This window comes from Serratia sp. PAMC26656, from assembly GCF_016469055.2.
In the GTDB taxonomy this organism is placed as follows: Bacteria; Pseudomonadota; Gammaproteobacteria; order Enterobacterales; family Enterobacteriaceae; genus Serratia; species Serratia plymuthica.
This window is the reverse complement of sequence record NZ_CP150486.1, coordinates 3,627,472-3,652,421: the sequence shown is the minus strand read 5'-3', so window position 1 is coordinate 3,652,421 and position 24,950 is coordinate 3,627,472. Positions and strand designations below refer to the sequence as shown.

Genomic DNA, 24,950 nt, shown 5'->3' with positions numbered 1-24,950 from the left:
ATGGCTTACGTTGCCCCCGAACTGGCCGCCAACCGCGCCGTAAGCCTGCCGGAGCTGCTCACCAGCCGCGATTGCCGCCAGGCGCGCCAACAGGCATGGCTGGCGCGCCATCAATCCACGCTGCTGGTACTGACGCTGGTGGTGCCCGGTGCGCGAAAAGACAGCGCGCTGACGCGCAACATCTTCAACCTCGGCTGGCAGGCGCTGCAACAGCTAGGGCGCGAGCAAGGTTGGCGCTGTCTGCAGGCCGAAACGCTGGCGCTCGCCACCGGCTGCGAAGGTTTTCTGGCGTTGCAGGCCGATGCCCGGCGGGTGAAAGACTGCGCCATGCAGTTAGAGGTGCAACAGCCGATTGGCCGGCTGTGGGATATCGACGTGCTGGACACCCAGGGGCGTATTTTGTCGCGGCGCGATCTGGGGTTGGCGGAACGTCGCTGCCTGTTGTGCGGCCAGCCGGCCAAACTGTGCGCCCGCCAACGGCGGCACGGCAGCGAACAGCTGCTGCAGCAAATGGAAAGGATGCTCAATGATGCGCTCTCAGCCCGTTAAGCCTGTCGGGCGTGCGCCGCAAGCGGCGGTACAGGATTTCGCCCGCACCGCCTACCGCGCACTGCTGGTGGAAGTGAACCTCACGCCCAAACCGGGGCTGGTGGATCGCCATAACAACGGCGCTCACCGGGATATGAACCTCGGCCACTTTTATCGCAGCGCCCGCGCCATCGGCATCTGGCTGCCGCGTTTTATCCAGCAGGGTTGCGACGATGCCGCGCGCCCGGCCGACGAACAGCTGCTGCGGCTGCGCCCGCTGGGCCTGGCCTGCGAAAACCATATGTTCCGGGCCACCGGCGGCGTCAACACCCATAAAGGCAGCGTGTTTTCCCTCGGCCTGCTGTGCGCCGCTTTTGGCCGCCGCTATCAGCAGCAAAAGAAGGTCGATGCCGCAACGCTGTGCGCCGACGTGGCGGCCATGTGTCGTGGGCTGGTGGCACGCGAGCTGCAAACCCGCAACGCATTGCAGACCGCCGGCCAGCGGTTGTTTGCCGAACATGGCTTGAGCGGCGCGCGCGGCGAGGCGGAGTCCGGCTTTGAGCGGGTGATCAACGGTGCGCTGCCGTTCTACCGACAACGGCTGAAGGCGGGCTGCGATGAGCAGACGGCGCTGATGGACAGCCTGCTGTGGCTGATGGCCCACAACCAGGACACCAACGTCGCCTCGCGCGGCGGCCTGGCCGGGCTGCGCTGGTTGCAGCGGCGTGCCGACGGGCTGCTGGCGCAGGGCGGGGCGCAGGGCGCACGGGGCAGGCAACGCCTGCGGCAGTTCGACGCCGACTGCATCCTGCGCCACCTCAGCCCTGGCGGCAGCGCCGACCTGTTGATCGTCACCTGGCTGCTGGCGCAATTACCGCATTCCGATATCCCCGCGGCCATTCAAGCGGCAACGTGAAATCCACAGGGTATAGCCAAAAAAATAACCCGTTTTCAGGAGAGTCTTATGTCTCAAACCCAGGAAAAAATCTGGAAAGCGATAGCGCCGCTGCTGGTGCTCGCGATCCTGCTGTTGATACCCACGCCCGACGGCATGCCGCCGCAGGCCTGGCGCTATTTCGCCCTCTTTGTGGCGATGATTGTCGGCATGATCCTGGAGCCGATCCCGGCTACCGCCATCAGCTTTATCGCCGTGACTCTCAGCGTGCTCAGCGCCAACTGGGTGCTGTTTGGCGCGCAGGAACTGGCGGAACCGGGTTTCAAGGCCGGTAACGAGGCGTTGAAATGGGGGCTGGCGGGCTTCTCCAGCACCACCGTCTGGCTGGTATTCGGCGCGTTCATCTTTGCGCTGGGCTACGAGGCCACCGGACTGGGGCGGCGTATCGCGCTGTTCCTGGTGAAGTTTATGGGCAAGCGTACCCTGACGCTCGGCTACGCGGTGGTGATCATCGATATCCTGCTGGCGCCGTTTACCCCGTCCAACACCGCACGGACCGGCGGCACGGTGTTCCCGGTGGTGAAAAACCTGCCGCCGCTGTTTGATTCGTTCCCCAACGACCCTTCGTCGCGGCGTATTGGCGGCTACCTGATGTGGATGATGGTGGTCGGCACCAGCATCAGTTCGTCGATGTTCGTCACCGGTGCGGCACCCAACGTGTTGGGGATTGAGTTTGTCGGCAAAATCGCCGGGGTACACATCAGCTGGATGCAGTGGTTCCTGGCCTTCCTGCCGGTCGGGCTGTTGCTGCTGATTGTCGCGCCGTTGATTTCCTATTGCCTCTACAAGCCGGGCGTGACCCACAGCAGCGAAGTGGCTGCCTGGGCCAACACCGCGCTGGGTGAAATGGGCAAGCTGACGCGCAAGGAGTGGACCCTGATTGGCCTGGTGTTGTTCAGCCTGAGCCTGTGGGTGTTCGGCGGCAAGTTGCTGGACGCCACCACGGTCTGCCTGCTGGCGGTCTCGCTGATGCTGGCGTTGCACGTGGTGTCGTGGAAGGACATCACCAAATACTCCAGCGCCTGGAACACGCTGGTTAACCTGGCGACATTGGTGGTGATGGCCAACGGCCTGACGCGCTCCGGCTTTATCGACTGGTTTGCCCAGACCATGAGCACCCACCTGGACGGCTTCTCGCCGAACATGACGGTGGTGGCGCTGGTACTGGTGTTCTACTTCGCCCACTACCTGTTCGCCAGCCTGTCGGCGCATACCGCCACCCTGCTGCCGGTGATCCTGGCGGTCGGCAAAGGGCTGCCTGGCGTGCCGATGGAGCAACTTTCGATGCTGCTGGTGTTGTCGATCGGCATCATGGGCGTGCTGACGCCGTACGCCACCGGGCCGGGGGTGATTATCTACGGCTGCGGCTACGTGAAATCGAAAGATTACTGGCGGATGGGCGGCATTCTCGGCGTGGTGTATATCGCCGCGTTGCTGTTGATCGGCTGGCCTATCCTGCGTTTGTGGTACTGAGTTGCCTGCGGCCATCTCTCGTGGCCGCTTGTCGGATCCTCTCCCCGTGATACTCGTCACACACTTCAGCGGATAACCTCTCCATCATAGCGAGGCGAAAGCTAACATATTCAAAATAATCACTTTCCTGGAGCCTCTGCGGATGAGAAGAAAAACGTTATTGCTGTGCTTGCCCTTATTATTGACCGGGAATGCCCTGGCGGAAACCAACGACTATCAGTTGGAGCAGGTGCTGCTGATGAGCCGCCATAACCTGCGTGCGCCGCTGGCCAATAACGGCAGCGTGCTGGCGCAGTCTACCCCCAAAGCCTGGCCGGCCTGGGACACGCCGGGTGGTCTGTTGACCACCAAGGGCGGGGTGCTGGAAGTGTATATGGGCCACTATTTCAACGAGTGGCTCAAGCAGACCGGCGTATTGCCGCAGGAAGGCTGCCCGACCGCCGGCAGCGTTTACGTTTACGCCAACAGCCTGCAACGCACGGTCGCGACCGCGCAGTTCTTTACCAACGGCGCGTTCCCCGGTTGCGACATCAGCGTGCACCACCAGGACAAAATGGGGGAGATGGATCCCACCTTTAACCCGATCATCACCGACAACAGCGAAGCCTTCAATCAACAGGCGCTGGGGGCGATGAATACCGAGCTGGCGTCGCTGAAGCTGGATGCCGCCTACAAACAACTGGCGAAAATCATCGATTACAAAGCGTCCAGCGCCTGTAAAACCGACAAGCACTGCGATCTGACCAAAGAAGCCAGCAAGATGAGCGCGGTGCCGGGCAAAGAGCCTGGCGTCGCCGGCCCGCTGCGGGTGGGCAATTCGCTGGTGGACGCCTTCATGCTGCAATATTACGAAGGCTTCCCGATGAAGGACGTGGCCTGGGGCAAAATCACCACGCCGCAGCAGTGGAAACAGCTGGCACAGTTGAAAGACGGTTACCAGGATTCGCTGTTCACCTCACCGGTGGTGGCGCAGAACGTCGCCAAACCGCTGCTGACCTACATCAACGGCGCCTTGATTGGCGAACGCAAACCGGATGCGCCTAAGGTGACGGTGCTGGTGGGCCATGACTCCAACATCGCTTCGCTGCTGTCGGCGATGCGCTTCAAGCCTTATCAGTTGCCGCACCAGTATGAGAAAACGCCGATTGGCGGCAAACTGGTGTTCCAGCGCTGGCACGATAAGAAAAACGATCGCGACCTGCTGAAGATTGAGTACGTCTACCAGTCTGCGGACCAGTTGCGCAATGCCAACCCGCTGACGCTGAAAACGCCGCCGCAGCGCGTGACGCTGGCGCTGGAAGGTTGCCCGGTGGATAAACAGGGCTTCTGTGCCTGGAGCGATTTCGAAAAAACCATGAAAGATATTCTGTAACCCTACCGTTCCTCTCCCTCCGGTTGGGGGGAGAGGAATAATCGTTGTTGCCGGTCCATCCGGCGTCTAAAATTAGCGGCCTGCACACTCACCCTGGACGACACGTGTTCTCTTCTTTTATCCCCACCATCGAATGGTTGAACCTGGACGGTTATCCGGGGCAGGTCGCCCGTTGCCGTTTTTCCCTGGCGGGCTATCAGGACCGCTGTTTCGGCGACGCCGGTATGGTGATCCCCGATCATCTGGCGCGTGCGGTGCCAAAGCGGCGGGCGGAGTATCTGGCTGGGCGTTATCTGGCGCGGGCATTGCTGGCGCCGTTGGGGTTTGCGGATTTTACCCTACCGCGGGGAGAAGACCGCGCGCCGCAGTGGCCGCAGGGAATTGCCGGTGCGCTCAGCCATAATGCGGATACCGCGCTGTGCGCGGTGCATCGGGAAAGCGGGTTGGGTGGCGTGGGGCTGGACGTTGAAACGCTGATCCCGACTGAACGAGCCGAAGAACTGTGGACCGCCATCGTCGGCGAGGAAGAGTGCGCAACGCTGCGCCAGCGGCCGCAGGCGTTTAACCAACTGCTGACGATAGCGTTCTCCGCCAAAGAGAGCCTGTTCAAAACGCTGTACCCGCAGGTGGGTTGCTACTTTGATTTTCTCGATGCGCGCCTGGTAACGATAGATACGCAACAACAGACCTTCGAACTGGAACTGCTTAAGCCACTCACGGTGCATTGCCACGCCGGCCGTCGTTTTAGCGGGCGTTACTGGCATGAAAGTGACGATGTCACTACATTTATCTATTTATAAATCAATTAAATAATTCACGTGACGTCGTCACTTTATCTGTCGGCGGCGCAACAGATGACGCGTACCTTCCGACACCAACAACAGCACCGCCAGCCAGATCGGAATATAGGTCAGCCATTCGTCGCGGCCGATACTCTCGCCCAACAACAGCGCCACCACCACCAACAGCACCGGTTCCACGTAGCTCAGCAGACCAAACAGGCTGAAGGGCAGCAGGCGGCTGGCCAGGATATAACACACCAACGCGGAGGCACTGAGCATCCCCAACAGCGGGATCTGCACATACAGCAGCGGATGAGTGGCCAATGCGGCCTGCGGCCCGTTTCCGCCCAAGGCGAACCAGCCGGCGACCGGCAGCATCAGCGCCAGTTCGCACCACAGCCCGCCAAGGTTATCGGTGCCGAAATGCCGACGCAGAATAAAGTAAACCGGATAACCCAGCGCCACTACCAACGTCGCCCAGGAGACGCCGCCGACCTGATACAGCTCGTTGCCGACGCCGATAATGGCGCAACCCACCGCCAGCTTTTGCAGCAGTGAAAGACGATCGCGGAAAATCACGCGCCCCGCCAGCACCATTGTCAGCGGCAGCAGAAAATAACCGAGCGACACCTCCAGCGCCTTGCCGTGCAGCGGCGCCCACAGGAACAGCCACAGCTGAACCCCCAGCAGCGCGGAACTCAGCGGCAGAAACAGCAGGCGGCGCGGCCGCTGTTTGATCCAGCGCAGCGTCTCGCCGACCCGGCGCCAGTCGGCGGAAAAAATCATAAACAGCGTCAGGAACGGCACCGTCAGCAGGGTGCGCCAGCCGAAGACCTGTTCGCCGTCAAGCGGGGCCAGCGTGGAGGTGTAGTAATACATCACGGCGAACAATACCGAGGCGACAACCGAAAGAACGATCCCTTTAATCACGTGCGATCCCGAAAGGTTATTGATTTTATTGCAGGTACTCTAGAGAAGTTTGGCGCGGACAACAATGGCGCGCATCACACTGGACAATCCTCGGTGGCGAGTTAAAATAAATACTGGGTATTCATACAGGTTTTAAGCAATGACTCTCGATCTTTTCGAAGACGCCGTGCCGCCGCCGTGGCGCGAGCAGATCGCTCCAGGCGCGGTGGTGATGCACGGTTTTGTGCGTGACCACGGGCCGGAGCTGCTGGCGGCGGTGAAGGGGGTGATCGCGCAGGTGCCGTGGCGGCACATGACCACGCCGGGCGGCCATGTGATGTCGGTGGCGATGAGCTGGTGCGGCAACGGCTGGAGCAGTGACAGCCGCGGCTACCGTTACTCCGAGCGCGATTCGCGCAGCGGCAAACGTTGGCCGCCCATCCCGGCTATTTTTATGGCGCTGGCGGACGAAGCGGCGCAGCAGGCGGGTTTTGCGCCGTTCGTGCCGGATTCGTGCCTGATTAACCGCTACGATCCCGGCAGCAAGCTGTCGCTGCATCAGGATAAAGACGAACACGATTTTGGCTCACCGATAGTGTCGGTGTCACTGGGATTACCGGCGGTATTCCAGTTCGGCGGCATGCAGCGCAGTGACCGGGCCCAGCGCATTCCACTGGCGCACGGCGACGTCGTCGTGTGGGGCGGCCCGTCGCGGCTGTGCTTTCACGGCATTATGCCGATCAAAGAGGGCTACCATTCGTTGGTGGGGCCGCACAGGATCAACATCACCTTACGCAAGGCGCTTTAGCTGCGGCTCTTTGGCCAGGCAGGCGACCAGATAATCGATAAACACCCGCAGTTTGGGCGGCAGATGCTGGTTGGGTGCATACAACAGCCACAGGCCGCCGTGGTAGCTGCTGAGGAAATCCCACTCCGGCAGCACCTGCACCACTTCTCCGCTGTCCAGCGCCTGTCGGGCGGTAAAATAGGGCAGGCTGCCAATGCCGAGGTGCTGTTTCACCGCATCCAGCCGCACGCCGGTATGGTTGGCGGCATAGCGGCCACGCACGTTCACTGTGATCGTTTTACCGGCGCGACGGAATTTCCAGCGGGCGTCGTTGGGCGTTTCTCCCAGATAAATGCAGCTGTGCTGTGCCAAATCCTGCGGCTGCAGTGGCGTGCCGTGCTGCGCCAGATACTCCGGCGTGGCGCACAACAGATGTTCTATCGTCATCAGTTGGCGGCCGATCAGCCCGGGCGACGGGCGATCGGTAATGCGTAACGCCAGATCGACCCGATCGTCAATCAGGTCCATATAGCGGTCTTCCAGCCGCAGACGCACGTCCACCTTGGGGTAGCGGCGCAAAAATGCCGGGATATGCGGGTGCAGCACGAAGCGGCCTACCGCTTTGGGGACGCTGACGCTGATCAAGCCTTCCGGTTCTACGGCGCCCTGGCCGCTGATTTCCATCACCGAATGCGCGGCCTCCAGCATGTTGCGGCAGCGCAGGAAGGCTTCTTCGCCCTGTTCGCTCAGGCGCAGCTTGCGGGTAGTGCGATGCAGCAGTTGCAGCGCCAGTGCCTGTTCGAGTTTCGCCACGCTGCGGCTAGTGGCCGAGGGCGAGGTGCCCAGCAGTCGGGCGGCGGCGGAGAAGCTGCCGCTTTCCACCACCTGAACGAAAACGGCCATTTCGGCCAGCAGAGAATGGGATAGATTTGTGCTCACAGCGCAAAGGTCCATTGTAAAGAAGACGGATTATCCTTTGATTATGGCATGAATATACTAGACAGCGTTCCGTAACCAGGAGAAAGCCATGACCGAACGACTTTATTATTACAGCGACGCGCTACAGGGCGAAGCGCAGGTGTTGGCCTGCACCCCGGTCGAAGACGGCGGATATGCCGTGGAGCTGAGCGCGACGCTGTTCCACCCGCAGGGCGGCGGGCAACAGGCCGATACCGGCTCTCTCGGCGCCATCCCGGTACTGCGCGTGGCGCAGCAGGGCGATAAGGTGCTGCATTTCACCACCGAACCCGTGAGCGCCGGGCCGGTGAACCTGCAGGTGGATGGCGAGCGGCGCCGGTTGCACGCCCGCTGGCATTCCGCCGGCCACCTGATTGGCTGGGTAGGGGAAAACCACGGCTGGCAACCGGTGAAGGCGCATCACTGGCCGGGCGAAGGGCGCATCACCTTTGCGCCGGGCGCAGACCCGCAAACGCTGGAGCAAGGTGCCCTGCAGGCGGAACTGCAACGGCTGATCGCGGCCAATTTGCCGCGCAGGCAGTTGGACGTTGAAGGCGTGCGTCAGGTGGGTTTCGGCGATCTGCCCGTTTACGGCTGCGGCGGCACCCATGTGGGCTCGCTGAGCGAGCTGGGTGCGGTGACCATCACGGCGGTGAAGATGAAAAAAGGGCAGTTGATTGTGCAGTATGAAATGGGCTGAAAATTGATCAGAACCGGTCATTTCGCCGGCCCGGCCTGTCGCAGCTGGGTGCAGAAAGCACATTGGCATCCGGCCTGCGGCAATGCTGCGCAGGTGCCGATGTTGACCGCCTGCGCATCCATCGCGTGAAAACCATAGAACCTATTTTCGAGGGTATTTTCCGCCGCACGTACCTGTTCTGGCTGCGGTTCCGGCACCTTCGACTGAAACGCGACAGCCCGTCCGGCCAACAGGCCAAGGAACAGCAGCGAGAGTTGAATTTTCATCCTGGCTCTCCTGATTTTATTTTGGATACATTATAACATTACTTCTATTCTGCCAAGCCAGAGCGCCTTGTGCGTTTTCCACCCTTGGTTAGCGAAATTAGTTCGTTCAACTCCCCGCCGATTTGGTTTGTTATCTATACCCGTCGCCTTTCAAGCCGCAGCGCTGTTGGCTGCACCCGCTCCCCCCAGTGACTTACCTGAGTAAGCGCCTGATGTGAGCGAGCTGGCCGCCTAGCTGCGGCTTGAAATTCATAGGGTAAAACCCATAACGTTCCGAAATAAAGAAGGCGTGGCAAATCTATGTTTAAGTTCTCTTTCAACACATTAACCAGCGGGATAGCCGTGGCATTGGGGCTAGCGGCGAGCGTTCATCCGGCGCTGGCGGCGGTGCAGGGCGGCACGCTGGTCTACCTGGAACAGCAGGCGCACACCAACCTTTACCCGCCCTCCGGCGGTTTCTACCCCAACGGCGGCATTCTCAACCAGATCACCGACAAACTGACCTATCAGAATCCGAAAACGCTGGAGATTGAGCCGTGGATCGCCGAATCCTGGAGCAGCAACGCCGATAAAACCGAATACACCTTCAAGCTGCGCCCGGGCGTGACCTTCTCCGATGGCACGCCGCTGGATGCCAACGCGGTGGCGAAGAATTTTGATACCTACGGCCTGGGCAACAAAGACAAACGCCTGCCGGTGTCGGAGGTGATCAACAACTATGACCGCAGCGAAGTGATCGACCCGCTGACCGTCAAATTTTACTTCAAGCATTCATCGCCGGGCTTCCTGCAGGGCACCGCCACCATCGGTTCGGGGCTGGTGTCCCTCGGCACGCTGAACCGCAGTTACGACGAACTCGGCGACGCGCGCCATATCATCGGCTCCGGCCCGTTCGTGGTCAGCGGCGAAACGCTGGGGCGCGAAGTGGACCTCAGCGTACGCAAGGATTACACCTGGGGGCCGGCCAAACTGGCGCAGCAGGGGCGCGCCAATCTGGACGGCATCAAGGTGATCGTCACCGGCGAAGACAGCGTGCGCATTGGCGCGTTGCAGGCCGGCCAGGCGGACTTTATTCGCCAAATTCAGGCTTATGACGAGAAGCAGACGCAGGATCAGGGATTCACGATTTACGCCGCCCCGACGCGTGGCGTTAACGACAGCGTCGCCTTCCGGCCGGACAACCCGCTGGTGAGCGACCTGCGGGTGCGTCAGGCGCTGCTGCATGCCACCGACAGCAAGCAAATCGTCGAGACGCTGTTCTCGGCCAATTACCCGCAGGCCAAATCGGTCATCGCCTCGTCCGCCGCCGGTTTTGTCGATCTGTCCGACAAACTGAAGTTCGATCCGCAGTTAGCCAACCGCCTGCTGGATGAAGCCGGCTGGAAAAAGGGCAGCGACGGCCTGCGCGAGAAAGAGGGTAAAAAACTGCTGCTGAATGTGTATGAATCCCTGCCGCAGCCCCAGAACAAGGCGGTGCTGCAGTTGGTTTCGCAGCAGTGGGGCAAGGTGGGTGCGCGCCTGAATATCCTGGCTGGTGATGCCGGCAGCCGGGTGGCGGATAACCTCGAACCGCAGAAAACCCCGGCGACGGTGGTGGAAGTGGGCCGCGCCGATCCCGATGTGATTAAAAGTCAGTTCTACCCGACCAACCGCGATGCGTTGTTGCAAAAGGGCGGCAGCGGCAAGAACAGCCAATTCAGCGATGACAAGCTGAACGCGCTGCTGCTGGGCATCGCCTCCGAGGTCGATGCGCAAAAACGCCTGCAAATCGCCGGCGAGGCGCAAAACTACCTGCTCGATCAGGCCTATGTGATCCCGTTCTTTGAGGAGCCGCAGGTGTTTGCCGGCGCGCCTTATCTGAAGGGCGTCAGTTTTGAAGCGGTCGGCCGCCCGAGTTTCTACGGCGCCTGGTTAGAGAAACATTAAGGAGGCCACGATGACCCGATATCTGGCAGGGCGCATTGGGCAGGCGGTGCTGGTGCTGTGGGCGACCTTCACCCTGTCGTTTATCCTGCTGCAGGTGCTGCCCGGCGATGCGATTTTGATTAAGTTCCAGAACCCGGACATGGGGCTAAGCCCGGCGCAAATCGCCGATATGCGCGCCGCTTATGGGGCCAACGTCTCGCTGTGGCAGCAGTATTTGCACACGCTGGGCAACGTGCTGCGTGGCGATCTGGGTTACTCGATTCAGGCCGGCGTGCCGGTCACCGATCTGCTGGCCACCAACCTGCCCGCCACGCTGCAACTGGCGGTACTGGGTTTCTCGCTGGCGTTGATCCTGGCGCTGGCGATTGCCTTTCTCTCCAATTTGAGCGGTTTCGGCAGGCTGAGATCGGCGTTGCAATCGCTGCCCTCGTTGTTTGTCTCGGTGCCCACCTTCTGGTTGGGCATCGTGTTGATCCAGGTGTTTTCATTCCAGCTCAAGTTGATCCCGGTGATCAACCCGGGCGAGTGGGAAGGGTTGATTTTGCCGATCGTGACGCTGGCGGTACCGATCTCCGCCCCGCTGGCGCAAATCCTGATCCGCAGCATCGATCAGGTCCAGACCCAGCCGTTTGTCGCCGTGGCGCGCGCCAAAGGCGCCAGCCGCAGCGGGGTGTTGTGGCGGCATGTGACACGCAACGCCATGCTGCCTGCGCTGACCATCGCCGGCATTTTGTTCGGCGAGCTGATCGCCGGGGCGCTGATCACCGAAACCGTATTTGGCCGCAGCGGGCTGGGGCAACTGACCCTACAGGCGGTGCTTAATCAAGACGTGGCGGTGTTGCAGGCGATCGTGGTGATTTCCGCCGCCGCCTTCGTCACCATCAACCTGCTGGTGGATCTGCTGTTCCCGCTGCTGGATCCCCGGTTGAAAACGCAGACAGGAGCCGCCGTATGAGCAGTATCTCCTTTGAAAAAGCGACCGTGCCGGAACGCGATCTGGCCGGGCTGGAAAGCGAAGGCACTTTACCGGCCAGCCGCCCGCGCCGCCGCAGGCGCGTGCCGGTGACGCTGTTGCTGGCCTGGGCGGTGATCGCCATCGCGGTGTTGTGGGCGCTGGCGCCGCAGCTGTTTACCGCCTACAGCGGCACCGAGGGCATTGCCGGCGCGCAGCGGCTGGCGCCGGGCGGGACACGCTGGCTGGGCACCGATCAATTGGGGCGCGATCTTTACGCACGCATTGTTTATGGCGCTTCGCAAACGCTGTCCGCCGCGCTGGTGGCGGTGGCGTTGGGCTTGTTGCTGGGTACTGCGCTAGGGCTGATTGCCGGTGCGGTGGGCGGCGTGGCGGACGATGCGGTCATGCGCCTGGTCGATGTGCTGCTGTCGATTCCCGGCCTGCTGTTGTCGCTAAGCATCATTATCCTGCTGGGGTTTGGTACGGTAAACGCCGCCATCGCCGTCGGGATCACCTCGGTCGCCAACTTCGCCCGCCTGGCCCGCGCGGAAGTGGTGCGGGTGCGGCACAGCGACTACGTCGAGGCGGCCTATGGCAGCGGCGGCACCTTTTGGGCGGTGCTGTGGCGGCACATTCTGCCGAACTCGCTGACCTCGGTGATTGCTTTCTCGGCGCTGCAATTCGGCAGCGCCATTCTGGCGATCGCCACCCTGAGCTTCCTCGGTTACGGCACGCCGCCGCCAACGCCGGAATGGGGGCTGTTGATCGCCGAAGGGCGCAACTACATTTCCACCGCCTGGTGGCTGACCACTTTCCCCGGTTTGGCGGTGGTGGCGGTGGTGCTGGCGGCTAACCGCATCAGCCGCGCGCTGGCGAGGACGCATTGATGAGCATTCAAACCGCATTGCAACGGGCCGCCGCTACGCCGGTGCTGGAGCTGGACAAGGTTTCCATCGCCTATCAGGAGGCGGCCGGCAGCCGCCGGGTGGTACACGACGTCTCTTTCTCGATCCAACCGGGTGAGGTGGTGGCGCTGGTCGGTGAGTCCGGTTCGGGCAAAACCACCACCGCGCAGGCGATCATTGGCTTGCTGACGGAAAACGGCCGCCTGGAGCAGGGGGCCATCCGCCTCAACGGCACCGACATTGCCCACTGGTCGTCACGCCGATTGGATGCGGTACGCGGCGCGCAAATCAGCCTGATCCCGCAAGACCCTTCCAGTTCGCTTAACCCGGTAAAAACCATCGGTGAGCAGGTGGCGGAGATCGTCAACATTCACCGCCGTCTGCCGCGCAAGCAGGTGCAGCAGCGGGTGGTGGAGCTGCTGACACGGGTTGGCCTGACGCACCCGGAGCTGCGGGTGCGTCAATACCCGCACGAGCTTTCCGGCGGCATGAAACAGCGGGTGCTGATCGCTATCGCCATTGCGTTGCAGCCGGCGCTGATTATCGCCGATGAGCCCACCAGCGCGTTGGACGTCACGGTGCAGAAACGCATTCTTGATCTGATCGACGAGCTGCGGCAGGAATTCGGTACGGCGGTATTACTGGTGACCCACGATCTGGCGGTAGCGGCGGAGCGCGCCGATAGGCTGCTGGTGTTCCGTCACGGCCGGGTGCAGGAGCAGGGCGTGACCGCCGAGGTGCTGCGTGCCCCCGCCAGCGACTATACCCGCCGGCTGTTTGCCGATGTGCCTTCGTTGGCCGGTGCCGCTGCGCCGCAGCTAAACCTTGGCACGCAAGCGCCGGCGATCCAGGTTAACGGGTTGGTGAAAGATTTTCGTCTGGCCGGCTCCGGCGGCAAAAGCTACCGCGCGCTGGATCAGGTTTCCTTCAGCGTGCAGAGCGGCACTACCCATGCGCTGGTGGGGGAATCCGGCTCCGGCAAGACCACGCTGGCGCGCTGCCTGCTCGGTTTTCAGCGGCCGGACGCCGGGAAAATCATTATCGACGGCACCGATTTCACCCGGCTGAAGGGGGAAGCGCTGCGCCAGTTCCGCCGCCGCATCCAACTGGTGTATCAGAACCCCTTCGGTTCACTTGATCCTTCGCAGACGCTGTATCAGGTCATTGAAGAGCCGCTGCTGAACTTCGCACCCTTGGGCAAAGCCGAGCGCTATCGTCGGGTGCGTGAGCTGTTTGAACGGGTGGCGCTGCCGGACGATCTGCTTGGCCGCAAGCCGCGCGAGCTGTCCGGCGGCCAACGCCAGCGGGTGGCTATCGCCCGCGCACTGGTGTTGCAGCCAAGGGTCCTGGTGCTGGACGAAGCCACTTCGGCGCTGGACGTGACGGTGCAGGCGCAGATCCTGCGCTTGCTTCAGGATTTGCAGCAAGCGTTGGGGCTGACCTATTTGTTTATCTCGCATGACCTGGCGACGGTGCGGCAGATTTCGCACAGCGTATCGGTGTTGCACCGTGGGCAGCAGGTGGACGGTGGCGCGACGCGCGACCTGTTCGCCATGCCGGGCAGCGATTACACCCGTCAGTTGATTGAGGCCATTCCCGGCCGCCAAAGGTATGCCGCACAGCCAAAGAGTGAGGACGCGTTCCATGAGCAGTAAGAGACTTGGTTTTTTCACCCGGTTGTTGGATCAGGGCAGCGCGCAACAGCGTTACCGGCTGGCGACCGAACAGATCGTGCATGCCGAACGGGCCGGATTTGATACCGCCTGGGTGGCGCAGCACCACTTCCATGAGGATGAGGGCGGTCTGCCTTCGCCGCTGGTGTTTCTGGCGCAGGTGGCGGCGCGTACCCGCCATATTCGATTGGGTACCGGGGTTATCACGCTGCCGATGGAATCGGCAATTCGCGTGGCGGAAGACACCGCGGTGCTGGATCTGTTGTCCGATGGCCGGCTGGAGGTTGGCATTGCCGCCGGCGGCACGCCGTCCTCGTTCAGCGCCTTCGGGTTCGATGCCCAACAGCGCAATGCGGTGTTTGCCGACAACGTCAACACCCTGCTGCGGGCCTGGCGCGGTGAGGCGTTGGGCGGCGAGGATAACCGTTTGTATCCGGCAGCGCCGCAGTTGGCGCAGCGCGTCTGGCAAGCCACCTTCTCGGTGGAGGGCGGCGAGCGCGCCGGCCGGGCCGGTGACGGCCTGATGCTGTCGCGCACTCAACCGCGCCCGGCGGATGCGCCGGATTTGCCGCTGGACGCGTTGCAAAACCCGATTATCGACGCCTATCTGGCGGCGCTGCCGCCCGGCATAGCGCCGCGCATCATGGGGGCGCGCACGGCGTTTGTCACCGACCACAGCCAGCAGGCGCGGGACTTCGCCGCGCAGGGGCTTGCCCGGGGGCTGGAACGCTTGCGCGCCAGCGGCCACCGACCGTCCGATGAATCGCTCGACGGATTGATTCGCGCCTTTGACGTGCACCTGGGCACGCCGGATCAGGTTATTGCCTCGCTGCAACAAGACAGCGCGCTGGCACGGGTGACCGATCTGGCGTTTCAGGTGCATTCGATCGACCCGCCGCACGCCCATGTGCTGCGTTCGATCGAGCTGATCGCCCGCCATGTTGCTCCGGAACTGGGCTGGCAACGCCGCAATCCCGCTTCCATCTCCCACGAACATCACGCTGAGGAAAAGGTATGACAACCGCATTGAACACTGAAGATCTGCTGGCGACGCTGGCGGAGATCGTGCCCGGTTCGGCATTGGCGCAGGCCAGAGCGACGCGGCAGGCGGCGACAGACGCCATTCAGGCCAGCTATCAGGCGTTGTTTGCTCCCGCCGACGCCGGGGATTTTCCGCCGGTGCAGCGGCTGCTGATCGCCCAGCGCATCAGCGAATGGCAGGCCGACCAGCCATTGTCCGCACACTACGCGGCGTTGCTGGAACCGCAGGGCGGCGCACCGGCTGGCCCGCGTTGGCAGGCGGCGCTGGCTCATGCCGAACGGCTGGCGTTCAAGCCCGCCAGCGCCGACGCGCAGCATTTGCAGGGGTTGCAACAGGCCGGTTGGTCGCTGGACGATATCGTCACGCTGTCGCAACTGATCGCGTTTGTCAGCTTCCAAAGCCGCCTGCTGACCGGTTACCGGCTGCTGGGCGACAAACCGGTTGAGGTGACCGGCACCCCGGTTAGGGCCGGCGCTTGGCGTACCGACCCCGTCACGTTGAGCGGCCGCCATGCGCCGCCGGTGTTTACCCGCCAGGAACTGGGGTGGGAACCCTGGATCGCCGCCAAGCCGCTGGCGGAGTTTGATGAGCCGGGCCAGGCGTTGTTGACGCGATTCGGGCATAGCGATTCGGATTATTTCCGCCTGCTGGCGCGCAATCACCCGGTGCTGGAACAGCGCACGCTGGCGGACAGGGCGATTTTCTATACCCCCGGCGGGTTGGAGCGTAAAGATCGCGAACTGGCGGCGACGGTGGCCAGCAAGGTCAACGGCTGCATCTATTGCGCCTCGGTACATGCGCGCAAGGCGGCGCAGCTGTCGAAACAAACGGAAGAGGTGCAGCGTCTGCTGGACGTAGCGCCGGGCGGCGTACTGAGTGAGGGGCAAGGGGATCGTTGGCGGGCGCAGATTGATTTTGCCGCCGCGCTGTCCGCCACGCCGCCGCAGGCTAACGCTCAGCATCTGGCAGCGCTGCGCGAGCAGGGGCTGGACGAACTGGCGCTGTTGGATCTGGTGCAATCAACGGCGTTCTTTGCCTGGGCCAATCGGTTGATGCTGACGCTGGGCGAACCTTTCGACGACTAAAGCGGACGCCCGCCTTACATCGGCCACACCGCATCGCGCACGGCGATCGCTCTGGGCAGCAGGCCCAGGGCGTAAAACCGATCGGCAATGCGTTGTTGTTCGCGGATCACCTGGACATTCATGGCGCGGGTTTCATGGCTGCGGCGCGACAACGCCAGCTCAAGCGAGGCCGGTGGCAACCCCAATTCGCTGGAGAGATAACGCGCCGCTTCAACCGGCTGCTTGGCAATGTAGCGGCCGGTATTTTGCAGCGCCAGCATCACCTGCTGGAGCAGATCGCCCGACTGCTCGGCAAAGCGACGTCTCGCCAGATAGAACTGCTGATTCAGCACCCGCTGCGTGCCGTCGGCTATCACCCGCAATTCCCCCGAACGCTGCGCGTCGCTGAGCAACGGATCCCACATCATCCAGGCGTCTACCGCCTGATAGTCGCTCGCCGACAGCGGATACTTCGGCGGCGCGTAGACTATGCGCACGTCGCTTAGCGCCAGCCCTTGCTCGTCGAGCATCTGCACCAGTAAATAGTGGACGTTGGAGCCTTTGTTGACCGCGATGCGCTTGCCGCGCAGATCGGCGGCGCTGCGGATCGGGCTGTTGTTCGGTACCACCATCGCCACGCTTTGCGGCGCCGGCGGTTCATAGGCCACATAGACCATGCCATGCCCTTGAGCCTGGGCGAAAATCGGCGGTACCTCGCCGGTGGTGCCGAAATCGATCTCGTCGTTATTCAGTGCATGCAACAGCTGCGGCCCAGCGGGGAACTCGCTCCACAGGATGCTGATGTGCCGGTCGGCGAAGCGCTGCTCCAGACTTTGCCGCGCTTTGAGCACCCCGAGATTGCCGAATTTCTGATAGCCGATACGCAATTGTTGCTCCTGCTCCTGCTCCTGCTGCGGCCAGGCGGCGGGAGGCGAAACGGCGGTAGAGGTGGCGCGGCGGCGCGGTTTGATCAACCCGAGATGCGCCAGGTGGGTGCGCAGCGTGTTGCGGCTGATGCCAAGCAGCATGGCGGTTTGCAACTGGTTGCCGTCGCTGGCCTCGAAGGCGCTGCGCACCAGCGAGTTCAGTACCCGCTGATAGAGCTGCGTGGTGTCCCCTTGCAACTGGCGGCGCATAAAGTGCCCGATGGCGTCATCACCGGCGATGCCGGCATCTTGCAGGTTGTGATTCAGCCGCAGCTGGTGGGGGGCGATCAGCGCATCTTTGCTCAGCAGCACGGCGTTGTGCAGGGTATTTTCCAGTTCACGCACGTTGCCCGGCCAGTGGTAATCCAGCAGCGCCTGCAGGGTTTCCGGTGCCAGCCGCAGCCGGGGCCGCCCCAATCGGTGGCCGTACAGCGTAAGAAAATGCTGGGCTAGCACCGGAATATCGTCCGGCCGTTGGCGCAGCGGCGGCAGCGTAACCGCCGCCACGTTGAGCCGATAATAGAGGTCTTCGCGAAACAAGCGTTCGCGGATCGCGTTGGCCAAATCCACATGGGTGGCGGCAATCACCCGGACATTCACCTTCAGCGCCTTGCGCGAACCGACGCGGGTGATCTCCCGTTCCTGCAATACCCGCAACAGCTTTACCTGTAATGGCAGGCTCAGTTCGCCAATTTCATCCAGCAGCAGGGTGCCGCCTTCCGCCGCCTCGAACCAGCCCTGATGGGTGCTGGTGGCGCCGGTAAAGGCGCCTTTCTCATGGCCGAACAGCTCGGCCTCGGCGAGGCTTTCGGTCAGTGCGCCGCAGTTCACCGCCAAAAACGGCTGATGACGGCGCAGGCTGTTGTGGTGCAGATAGCGCGCCACCACCTCCTTGCCGGTGCCGGTTTCACCGACGATCAGCACTGTGGCGTCGGTCGGCGCCAGCCGGTCCAGCACGCTTTGAAAGGCGATCGACGCCGGGTCGATCAGCACCGGTTTGTCTGGCGCATAGGGTTGCGGGTTATGCATTGGGTGGCTCCAGGCTTGGCCGAGGCTAACAGAGAAAAAATCTTATCCCAGCAGGGCGCTAACGGCGAGGGGAGCCAAAGCGCGGGTTGCTGCAAAAGCAGCAGTTCATCAGCAACGGCTGTTGCCAATGCAGCAGTTTTTTTTCGGCTAAAAACCTACAACGCTATGATTTTAAACAACTAAAAAATAAAAAGACGCTGGCATGCATCCTGCTAACAGATTTATAACCAAAGGATATTTTTCTATCGATGAATACCAGAAATGGTTATATGGGAAAGGCATAATGACTGAGTCCGTGAAAGAGAAGATTAACGTTTTCTGGTTCCTGCCGACCCACGGCGACGGCCGTTACCTTGGCACCGCCGAGGGCGGGCGACCGGTGGATTTACCCTACCTGCAACAAGTGGCGCTGGCCGCCGACAATCTGGGGTATTACGGCGTGCTGATCCCCACCGGCAAGAGCTGCGAAGATTCCTGGCTGGTGGCGGCGGCATTGGCGCCGATCACCCGCCGTCTGCGCTATCTGGTGGCGGTAAGACCAGGTTTGCAGCCGCCGAGCCTGGCTGCGCGCATGGCGGCAACGCTGGACCGGCTGTCCGAGGGGCGGCTGTTGATCAACGTGGTCACCGGCGGCGATCCGGTGGAGAACAAGGGCGACGGCATTTTTCTTAGCCATGCAGAGCGCTATGAGGTGACGCAGGAGTTTCTCGAGGTCTACCAGCGCTTAATGAAGGGTGAAAAGGTTGATTTTGCGGGCAAGCACATTCATGTCGAAGGCGCGGAACTGCTGTTCCCGCCGGTGCAGGAAAACGGCCCGCCACTCTATTTCGGCGGTTCCTCCGAAGAGGCTATCGGTATCGCCGCCAACCAGATAGACACCTATCTCACCTGGGGCGAGCCGCTGGAGCAGGTGGCGGAGAAACTGGCGGTGGTACGCCAACGCGCTGAACAACAGGGGCGCAAGCTCAACTACGGCATTCGCCTGCATGTCATTGTGCGCGAGACGGAAGAGGAGGCCTGGGCCGCCGCCGATCGGCTGATAAGCCATCTGGATGAAGGTACCATTGCGGCCGCGCAGAAAATTTTTGCGCGCATGGATTCCACCGGGCAAAAACGCATGAGCGCACTGCACGGCGGCTCGCGCGATGATCTGCGCATTGGCCCTAACCTGTGGGCCGGTGTCGGCCTGGTGCGCGGCGGCGCCGGCACCGCGCTGGTGGGTAACCCGCAGCAGGTGGCGGAACGCATCCTCGAATATCGGCAGCTTGGCATCGACAACTTTATCCTTTCCGGCTATCCGCACCTCGAAGAGGCCCATCGCTTCGCCGAACTGGTGATGCCGCTGCTGCCGCTGGCGCAGCCGTTGAACTCGACGGCGCGCACGGTGAATACCGGCCCGTTCGGTGAAACCATCGGCGGCGACAAACGGCCCGCCTGATAATAAAGGCGGCGTGATGGCTGCGTGCGCAATACCCCAATTTCCTCAGGGTTAAGCCCCCAATCTCATTCTGCGGCAGCGCCTTCTGCCGCAGTTTTATCCTTCAAAAAGAGAATAATTACGTTTCCCTGCATTTTTTTAACGTGGGTTACAAATGCACATATCTCTTATCGCTATCGTGACGAATAATTCAAATTGAGAAAATTGCCCACTGTAATAAATGCTCAGATACTCGGGTTCTGAGTTGGCGTAATTAAAATAAGAGCAATCAGCTCAGATGCCAATACATTTACCAGGGGAAGTGGGCGAGATGGGCAGTTTTTTTAAGCAGGTATATCGGTATTCTCATTCTCGCCCGTATCGGCACAATGAAAATCTCTGGCCCTATGTGAGGATTGAGCGGGCCCAAAGCGGTGAGATTGCCGTATTGCATTATAAAAAACAGCCTGTTCCGCTGGTCGCGTTGTCCGCGTTGAAAGACAGTTGCCAGGGGCCGCTGCTGCTTACCGCAACCGGGCCTTCGGTCAAGGATATGTGTTTTAACCATATTCCCGCCATGCCGACAATGGGGGTTAATGGCGCCTATTCTTTGCACCCGCAGGTTGATTTTCACTTTTACGTTATCGTCGATATGGGGTTTATTGATCAACGACCGGATATTATAGAAAACATTATCCTGAAGCCGGATTTAATTCTTTTTACCACGGTGCACGGCATTGCCAAAATAATCGACCGGTTTACGCTGGCGGGCGTGAAGTGCCGGTTTGCGGTAGTAGAAGATGCGGCCTTTAAAATTTATAGCCCCAAAATAACCCCCCCAGAGCTGTGGGAGCATTACCGAAACGACCGCAGCGTCTCTTTTTCATCGTCCAATAAAACCATCGCCTTCACTCACGATATCCGGCACGGTATTTTCGATGCTGGCACGGTGGTTTATTGGGCTTTCCAGATAATTTCATTTCTGGGGTTCAAACAGCTGTTTATTGCCGGATTGGATATGAATAATTTTCATTTGCCGCGTTTTTATGAAACGAAGGAAAATAGACTGCCCACTTTTTTACCTGAAAAAGTTGATGATATCATCATGCCTGCCTTTAGCCACGCCGGTGAAAGAATGAAAAACAACAGTATTGCCATCAAGAATTTTTCGTTGAGCAGCGCCATTGACAGTAATATTTTTGAAAAGGTTGATTATAATGTTTTTTTCAAAAAAGGCTGATTTTACTACGGCGCTCTATGTTTACTCATTCCTGGCCTTTTCATTTTTCAGCGCCGTTTTTTGCGGGCATACCCGGGTCAATAATTTATTCCATATTGCCGCTTTTTTTTACCTTGTCGCGTTTATCACCCACCCGGAGCTCCGTTCGGCATGGCTAAAGCAGCGCAAGGCGGTATTGGGGCTGGCGTTGGCGGCGGGCTTTTTGGCCTATTACTCCGCCAGCAACCTTTGGGGGGGAACGCCGGACGATACGGGGTCGGCCTTTACCCACAGCGCTTATATTCTGATTTACCTTGCCCTGCTGGTCACCTTGCTGGCTGGGCCCAGGCGTAATTTCTTACTCTGCGCGGTGATTGTCGGCATTGTGCTGCTGTGCGTGTATCTGGCTATAAGCGATTATCACGCTATTTATACCCTCAGGGAGACCTCGGCCCTCAATCCGGGCCCGCGTAATGTGATCGATCTTGCCGGCTATGCCGCCGTGGGCATTATTTTAAGCCTGATGGTATTGCGCGATACCCGGCAAAAGAAAGTGCTGTTGGCGATCCCGCCGCTGTTTGCCTTTATGGTGCTGACGCAAAGCCGTGGCCCGTTGATTGCGTTATTGGCAGCACTGGCGTTGACGACCTCATTCGTTACGCTCAATAAAAAAACGGCTGTGGGCATTGCGGCCACGATGATAGTTGCCGTCATCGTCGTTTTGTTTTCTGACATTGGCGAGATGCTGATTACGCGCTTTGACGAGCTGTATCAACAGAGTTTTGTGCGCATGAGCATTTGGCGACACAGCCTGTCGCTGATAGCTCAGGCGCCGTTTTTTGGCTATGGCTTTGATAAAGAACTGGCCTTTACCAACTATACCGGTGAGTTTATTCACACGACCCACAGCCTGTATCTGGGCGCGTTGCTCAAGGGGGGGCTGGTCGGATTCTGTTTATTCGCCGCGTTGCTGGCTTATGGCGCACGGCTTGCGCTGAGCCATCTCAGGGCCGGCCGTCGCCTGGAGGCCGCCTTATACCTGTTTATGCTGATCTTCTATTGTTCGCAGGGCATGTTTGTCATCGCTAACCCGGCCGAGTTTTGGTACCTGTTCTGGTTCCCGGTGGCGATGGTGTTGACATCGCCACCGCTTGCCGAAAATTAATCAGCCGTGAAGGGGGGCAAGTGCCAAGGCATTCACCACTTTTTCAAACACCTGGTTCTCGGTGATGATGCTGAGTGGTTGACGGCGTTGCGCTACGCTAAGTTTTTCGGCATCGACCGGCACGTACATCACCTGATGCAGTGCGCTATTTTGATAGGGGCCGGTGTGTTGCGGATTTGCCGTAACAAACAGGCTGACGGTCGGCGTTTTCAGGGCGATGGCCAAGTGCAACGGGCCGGTGTCGCCGGTCACCAGAACCTGCATGTTCTCCATGACCGCCAGCAACTGCGGCAGCGTGGTTTTGCCGATATGGCTGACAACGCGTTGCCGTTCGGCTGCCGTCAATCCTGCCATAAACGCCTGCTCGATAGCTTGCTCTTTAGGGGCGCCGATTAATTCAATTTGGTTATGCGCCGACTGCGCCAGCAAGAGCTTTGCCAGACGGATAAACTGGCCGACGGGCCAGCAGCGCAGCGGTTCAGAAGCGCCCATCTGGAAGCCGATAACGGTTTTCCCCACGGCCTTGTTTATGGGCGGGAAGGCGATGGGAATAAACATCTCGGTGTTTTGAGTCTGGCAACCCAATTGGGCCACCAGATCCAGCTTGCGCTGAATTAAATGCCCCCCGGTGCTGCGGCTTACGCCACTCAGCCAGCGTTCCATGCCGGTGGCTTTATTGCCGTAGGCGTCTTTGAACACATAATGGCAGCCGGCGGTAATCGCGGTGATCACGTCATAAGGGGATTTTGAGTGCAGGATGATGGCCAACTGGGGCCGGCGTTTTCGCAGTTGGCAAATCACGCCAAGCATGTCTTTCGCTTTATGATCCCAATAGATGACATGATCAAAGTAACGGCTGGTCGCGACCAGTTGCTTGTTTTTGTGGCTGGAAATGAGAGTGATGCTGGCCGCCGGATAACGTTCGCGCAGCGCGCGAATGGCCGGCGTATTGAACATCAGATCACCCAGGGCGGTGGTGGAAAAAATAACGATGCTGTCGAAAGTCAGGTCCGGCTTAAACGTAGCCTTGTCTTTGAAATGCCCCCCCAGCCGGGTGTAAAGCTGTAGGCCAGCGTTGGCCGCCGTTATTTTCCACTGTTTCGACATCTTGATTCACTTTGAGTTGATGGGCGCGCCGGTCGGACAGGTGCATCATATGATGTTTACCTTAACGGGCCAATGGGCGGCAATATATTGCTACATATGCTTGCGCAACCTTGATAAAGGGCAGCGGGCTGCCCCTTTACGGCATCAATTTTGCCAAACTTGCGAGCTGCGCGGCGTGTCCATCCGGTAATCCGAATAGGGACGCGTGAAGATCTCGCGGCCCAGATCGCGGGCGGCCAACAGCGGGTTACGCGGATCGCGGCTGATTTCGCCCCGGCTGTTGCCCGCGCCGTGCACCACCCCGACAAACTCGGAATGCGAATAGCGGCTGAATTCCTGGATCTGATGCGCGATGCCCATTGCCGCGCCGGGGTAGGTTTCTTCCGAGGCGACCGCCAGCCCGATGCGTTTGCCGCTCATGCGCTGATGCACCTGCTTCGCATCCGGGTAGGCGTCGGCGTAATAGCTGAAAGCGCGGTCGAAAAAGGCTTTGGTCTGCGCCGACATGCCGTACCAGTATATAGGGGTGCAAAACACCGCCGCATCGGCCGGCAGAAAGTGCTCCAGGAACAGTTCGCCATAGCGGTCGGCCGGCGGCGGGCTGTGGCGCTCATCCGTCAGAAATCCGCTGATATAGTCATCCAGAAAATGCAGGCTGGCCCCGGTGCCCGCCTCGGCGGCGCCCGCCATGACGGCTTGCGCCAACGCGGCGCTGTTACCGTCACGGCGCGGGCTGCCGACCAGCACGATAAGGCGTTTGGGTTGATGAGTTGAATTCATGTCATTCTCCGTTTTCCGAGCGTGAAATTGTCATCGCCACTCTATGAGGAGCAAGGTAAATACGACAAATGACGCTTTCTCTGCCAGGATGAATTCAACTCATCCTATGGATTGTCCACTATGTTTGCCACGCTTCCGGTGACCGCACTGCGCACCTTTGAATCCGCTGCCCGCCTGCGCAGTTTTAAACAGGCTGCGCTGGAGCTGGCGGTCACCCCGACCGCAGTTTCGCACCAGATCAAGGCGCTGGAGCGGCAGTTGGGTTTTGCACTGTTCGACAGGGTACCGCGAGGTGTGCGGTTGACGGAGAAAGGGGAGCGTCTGTTCGCTGGGGTACATACCGCGCTACTCGATGTAGCAAATACATTGGATGCTCTGCGGCCGGTGCCCAGCGCCGGCGCGCTGTGCGTTTCCGTGACCCATTCTTTCGCCGCCCTGTGGCTGGTGCCGCGCCTGGGGCGTTTTTATCAGGCCTATCCGCACTATCTGGTTCGCCTGGAAGCTTGCGCCGAGGTGATTGATCTGCAGCAGGACGCCAGCGTGGACATTGCCATACGCTACAGCAGCGCCAATTATCCCCAGTTGCATCAGGCCGCACGGCTGGAGGAGCGTTTTGGCGTTTACGGCGCGCCGGGGCTGTCTGCCACACAGTTGCAAACCCCTGCGCTGATCACCGTTCGCTGGCGCGATTCAACGCTGTATGAAAACGGCTGGCGTGACTGGTGTCTGGCTGCCGGGGTCGACTGGTGGCAGCGGCACACATCGCTGCGGGCCTACGATGAGGAGCATTATGCCTTGCAGGCGGCGGTGGCCGGGCAGGGGTTGGTGCTGGCCAGTTCGGTGATGGTGTCCGATCTGGTGCGTAACGGCCTGCTGGTGGCTTACCGACCGGATATCTGCGTGCCGGGTGCCGCTTATACTGCGCTGTGTGTGCCGGGGCGCGAACGACACCCGCCGGTGCGGGCGTTTCTGGGCTGGTTGCAGCAGGAATTGCGCTAGTGAACAAAGCACAA

Annotated in this window: 23 protein-coding genes; 17 read left to right on the top strand and 6 right to left on the bottom strand. The window is 60.5% G+C overall.

Going from position 1 to position 24,950, the window contains the following annotated elements:
* The 5 genes from citX (at window position 1) to JEM67_RS18275 (ending at window position 5,128) form a co-directional block, all read left to right on the top strand.
* On the top strand, window positions 1–549 hold the full coding sequence (gene citX, locus JEM67_RS18295) for a citrate lyase holo-[acyl-carrier protein] synthase (RefSeq protein ID WP_013813710.1): 549 nt from the start codon (window positions 1–3) through the stop codon (window positions 547–549).
* Window positions 530–1,444 carry a triphosphoribosyl-dephospho-CoA synthase CitG gene (gene citG, locus JEM67_RS18290; protein WP_199636353.1) on the top strand — a complete coding sequence of 305 codons (915 nt, stop codon included), beginning with the start codon at window positions 530–532 and terminating at the stop codon, window positions 1,442–1,444. The genes citX and citG overlap by 20 nt, the downstream gene beginning before the upstream one ends.
* 48 nt (window positions 1,445–1,492) lie before the next feature.
* Window positions 1,493–2,956, top strand: coding sequence for an anion permease (locus JEM67_RS18285; RefSeq protein ID WP_199636307.1), 1,464 nt, complete (start codon window positions 1,493–1,495; stop codon window positions 2,954–2,956).
* Between the two features lie 142 nt (window positions 2,957–3,098).
* Window positions 3,099–4,328 carry a bifunctional glucose-1-phosphatase/inositol phosphatase gene (gene agp, locus JEM67_RS18280; protein ID WP_199636308.1) on the top strand — a complete coding sequence of 410 codons (1,230 nt, stop codon included), beginning with the start codon at window positions 3,099–3,101 and terminating at the stop codon, window positions 4,326–4,328.
* 104 nt (window positions 4,329–4,432) lie between these two features.
* Window positions 4,433–5,128: a 4'-phosphopantetheinyl transferase family protein gene (locus JEM67_RS18275; protein WP_370576166.1), complete on the top strand. Its 696-nt coding sequence runs from the start codon at window positions 4,433–4,435 to the stop codon at window positions 5,126–5,128.
* 27 nt (window positions 5,129–5,155) lie between these two features.
* Here JEM67_RS18275 and rarD read toward each other — a convergent pair whose 3' ends face one another.
* Entirely contained in the window at window positions 5,156–6,040 is an 885-nt protein-coding gene (rarD, locus tag JEM67_RS18270) for an EamA family transporter RarD (RefSeq protein ID WP_199636310.1), read from the bottom strand.
* A 139-nt stretch (window positions 6,041–6,179) separates the two neighbouring features.
* Between rarD and alkB the strand changes: the two genes are divergently transcribed.
* Window positions 6,180–6,827, top strand: coding sequence for a DNA oxidative demethylase AlkB (gene alkB / locus JEM67_RS18265; RefSeq protein ID WP_004946782.1), 648 nt, complete (start codon window positions 6,180–6,182; stop codon window positions 6,825–6,827).
* Here alkB and JEM67_RS18260 read toward each other — a convergent pair.
* Window positions 6,810–7,745 (bottom strand): LysR family transcriptional regulator, encoded by a 936-nt coding sequence (locus JEM67_RS18260; RefSeq protein WP_199636311.1) that lies wholly within the window; start codon window positions 7,743–7,745, stop codon window positions 6,810–6,812. The genes alkB and JEM67_RS18260 overlap by 18 nt on opposite strands.
* An 88-nt stretch (window positions 7,746–7,833) precedes the next feature.
* On the opposite strand from JEM67_RS18260, the gene JEM67_RS18255 reads away from it, so the two are divergent.
* Window positions 7,834–8,463, top strand: coding sequence for an alanyl-tRNA editing protein (locus JEM67_RS18255; RefSeq protein ID WP_199636312.1), 630 nt, complete (start codon window positions 7,834–7,836; stop codon window positions 8,461–8,463).
* Window positions 8,464–8,480: 17 nt separating this feature from the next.
* Here JEM67_RS18255 and JEM67_RS18250 read toward each other — a convergent pair whose 3' ends face one another.
* Window positions 8,481–8,729 (bottom strand): hypothetical protein, encoded by a 249-nt coding sequence (locus JEM67_RS18250; protein WP_199636313.1) that lies wholly within the window; start codon window positions 8,727–8,729, stop codon window positions 8,481–8,483.
* 300 nt (window positions 8,730–9,029) lie between these two features.
* Between JEM67_RS18250 and JEM67_RS18245 the strand changes: the two genes are divergently transcribed.
* Genes JEM67_RS18245 through JEM67_RS18220 form a run of 6 tightly spaced genes read left to right on the top strand, consistent with a single transcriptional unit; the run spans window position 9,030 to window position 16,315 of the window.
* A complete protein-coding gene (locus tag JEM67_RS18245) occupies window positions 9,030–10,655 on the top strand; it encodes a TIGR04028 family ABC transporter substrate-binding protein (protein ID WP_199636314.1) in 1,626 nt (541 codons plus the stop codon).
* Between the two features lie 10 nt (window positions 10,656–10,665).
* A complete protein-coding gene (locus JEM67_RS18240) occupies window positions 10,666–11,610 on the top strand; it encodes an ABC transporter permease (RefSeq protein ID WP_199636315.1) in 945 nt (314 codons plus the stop codon).
* Window positions 11,607–12,497, top strand: a complete 891-nt coding sequence (locus tag JEM67_RS18235; RefSeq protein ID WP_199636316.1) for an ABC transporter permease — start codon at window positions 11,607–11,609, stop codon at window positions 12,495–12,497. The genes JEM67_RS18240 and JEM67_RS18235 overlap by 4 nt, the downstream gene beginning before the upstream one ends.
* Complete coding sequence (locus tag JEM67_RS18230) at window positions 12,497–14,170, top strand: dipeptide ABC transporter ATP-binding protein (protein ID WP_199636317.1); 1,674 nt, start codon at window positions 12,497–12,499, stop codon at window positions 14,168–14,170. The genes JEM67_RS18235 and JEM67_RS18230 overlap by 1 nt, the downstream gene beginning before the upstream one ends.
* Window positions 14,160–15,206 carry a putative FMN-dependent luciferase-like monooxygenase gene (locus JEM67_RS18225; RefSeq protein ID WP_199636318.1) on the top strand — a complete coding sequence of 349 codons (1,047 nt, stop codon included), beginning with the start codon at window positions 14,160–14,162 and terminating at the stop codon, window positions 15,204–15,206. Before JEM67_RS18230 ends, JEM67_RS18225 begins: the two co-directional genes overlap by 11 nt.
* Window positions 15,203–16,315 carry an alkylhydroperoxidase domain protein gene (locus JEM67_RS18220; protein ID WP_199636319.1) on the top strand — a complete coding sequence of 371 codons (1,113 nt, stop codon included), beginning with the start codon at window positions 15,203–15,205 and terminating at the stop codon, window positions 16,313–16,315. Before JEM67_RS18225 ends, JEM67_RS18220 begins: the two co-directional genes overlap by 4 nt.
* A 14-nt stretch (window positions 16,316–16,329) precedes the next feature.
* Here the strand turns inward: JEM67_RS18220 and JEM67_RS18215 are convergent, their stop codons facing one another.
* The gene (locus JEM67_RS18215; protein ID WP_199636320.1) at window positions 16,330–18,249 is read right to left on the bottom strand and encodes a sigma-54-dependent Fis family transcriptional regulator; all 1,920 of its coding nucleotides are present in this window, start codon (window positions 18,247–18,249) and stop codon (window positions 16,330–16,332) included.
* Window positions 18,250–18,532: 283 nt separating this feature from the next.
* Here JEM67_RS18215 and ssuD point away from each other — a divergent pair, with 283 nt between their 5' ends.
* The 3 genes from ssuD to JEM67_RS18200 all read left to right on the top strand — a co-directional run bounded on the left by ssuD (window position 18,533) and on the right by JEM67_RS18200 (window position 22,050).
* Window positions 18,533–19,687, top strand: a complete 1,155-nt coding sequence (gene ssuD / locus JEM67_RS18210) for an FMNH2-dependent alkanesulfonate monooxygenase (protein WP_199636321.1) — start codon at window positions 18,533–18,535, stop codon at window positions 19,685–19,687.
* Between the two features lie 310 nt (window positions 19,688–19,997).
* Window positions 19,998–20,906, top strand: a complete 909-nt coding sequence (locus JEM67_RS18205) for a sugar glycosyltransferase (protein WP_199636322.1) — start codon at window positions 19,998–20,000, stop codon at window positions 20,904–20,906.
* Window positions 20,884–22,050, top strand: a complete 1,167-nt coding sequence (locus JEM67_RS18200; RefSeq protein ID WP_199636323.1) for an O-antigen ligase family protein — start codon at window positions 20,884–20,886, stop codon at window positions 22,048–22,050. The genes JEM67_RS18205 and JEM67_RS18200 overlap by 23 nt, the downstream gene beginning before the upstream one ends.
* On the opposite strand, the gene JEM67_RS18195 is transcribed toward JEM67_RS18200, so the two are convergent.
* Together JEM67_RS18195 and JEM67_RS18190 are read right to left on the bottom strand one after the other, a co-directional pair.
* Window positions 22,051–23,157: a glycosyltransferase family 9 protein gene (locus JEM67_RS18195; protein WP_199636324.1), complete on the bottom strand. Its 1,107-nt coding sequence runs from the start codon at window positions 23,155–23,157 to the stop codon at window positions 22,051–22,053. It lies immediately after the preceding gene.
* A 144-nt stretch (window positions 23,158–23,301) separates the two neighbouring features.
* Entirely contained in the window at window positions 23,302–23,937 is a 636-nt protein-coding gene (locus JEM67_RS18190) for a flavodoxin family protein (RefSeq protein WP_013815091.1), read from the bottom strand.
* A 120-nt stretch (window positions 23,938–24,057) separates the two neighbouring features.
* Between JEM67_RS18190 and JEM67_RS18185 the strand changes: the two genes are divergently transcribed.
* On the top strand, window positions 24,058–24,936 hold the full coding sequence (locus tag JEM67_RS18185; protein ID WP_199636325.1) for a LysR substrate-binding domain-containing protein: 879 nt from the start codon (window positions 24,058–24,060) through the stop codon (window positions 24,934–24,936).
* Window positions 24,937–24,950 lie beyond the last annotated feature (14 nt).

Bases quoted from the DNA above. Each gene is read 5' to 3' on its own strand.
- JEM67_RS18190 (WP_013815091.1), bottom strand. From the start codon at position 23,937: ATGAATTCAACTCATCAACCCAAACGCCTTATCGTGCTGGTCGGCAGC.
- alkB (WP_004946782.1), top strand. From the start codon at position 6,180: ATGACTCTCGATCTTTTCGAAGACGCCGTGCCGCCGCCGTGGCGCGAG.
- JEM67_RS18230 (WP_199636317.1), top strand. From the start codon at position 12,497: ATGAGCATTCAAACCGCATTGCAACGGGCCGCCGCTACGCCGGTGCTG.
- citX (WP_013813710.1), top strand. From the start codon at position 1: ATGGCTTACGTTGCCCCCGAACTGGCCGCCAACCGCGCCGTAAGCCTG.
- JEM67_RS18185 (WP_199636325.1), top strand. From the start codon at position 24,058: ATGTTTGCCACGCTTCCGGTGACCGCACTGCGCACCTTTGAATCCGCT.
- JEM67_RS18205 (WP_199636322.1), top strand. From the start codon at position 19,998: ATGGGCAGTTTTTTTAAGCAGGTATATCGGTATTCTCATTCTCGCCCG.
- JEM67_RS18220 (WP_199636319.1), top strand. From the start codon at position 15,203: ATGACAACCGCATTGAACACTGAAGATCTGCTGGCGACGCTGGCGGAG.
- JEM67_RS18235 (WP_199636316.1), top strand. From the start codon at position 11,607: ATGAGCAGTATCTCCTTTGAAAAAGCGACCGTGCCGGAACGCGATCTG.
- JEM67_RS18245 (WP_199636314.1), top strand. From the start codon at position 9,030: ATGTTTAAGTTCTCTTTCAACACATTAACCAGCGGGATAGCCGTGGCA.
- ssuD (WP_199636321.1), top strand. From the start codon at position 18,533: ATGACTGAGTCCGTGAAAGAGAAGATTAACGTTTTCTGGTTCCTGCCG.
- JEM67_RS18225 (WP_199636318.1), top strand. From the start codon at position 14,160: ATGAGCAGTAAGAGACTTGGTTTTTTCACCCGGTTGTTGGATCAGGGC.
- JEM67_RS18250 (WP_199636313.1), bottom strand. From the start codon at position 8,729: ATGAAAATTCAACTCTCGCTGCTGTTCCTTGGCCTGTTGGCCGGACGG.
- JEM67_RS18240 (WP_199636315.1), top strand. From the start codon at position 10,666: ATGACCCGATATCTGGCAGGGCGCATTGGGCAGGCGGTGCTGGTGCTG.
- JEM67_RS18285 (WP_199636307.1), top strand. From the start codon at position 1,493: ATGTCTCAAACCCAGGAAAAAATCTGGAAAGCGATAGCGCCGCTGCTG.
- JEM67_RS18255 (WP_199636312.1), top strand. From the start codon at position 7,834: ATGACCGAACGACTTTATTATTACAGCGACGCGCTACAGGGCGAAGCG.
- JEM67_RS18195 (WP_199636324.1), bottom strand. From the start codon at position 23,157: ATGTCGAAACAGTGGAAAATAACGGCGGCCAACGCTGGCCTACAGCTT.
- JEM67_RS18200 (WP_199636323.1), top strand. From the start codon at position 20,884: ATGTTTTTTTCAAAAAAGGCTGATTTTACTACGGCGCTCTATGTTTAC.
- agp (WP_199636308.1), top strand. From the start codon at position 3,099: ATGAGAAGAAAAACGTTATTGCTGTGCTTGCCCTTATTATTGACCGGG.
- JEM67_RS18215 (WP_199636320.1), bottom strand. From the start codon at position 18,249: ATGCATAACCCGCAACCCTATGCGCCAGACAAACCGGTGCTGATCGAC.
- citG (WP_199636353.1), top strand. From the start codon at position 530: ATGCGCTCTCAGCCCGTTAAGCCTGTCGGGCGTGCGCCGCAAGCGGCG.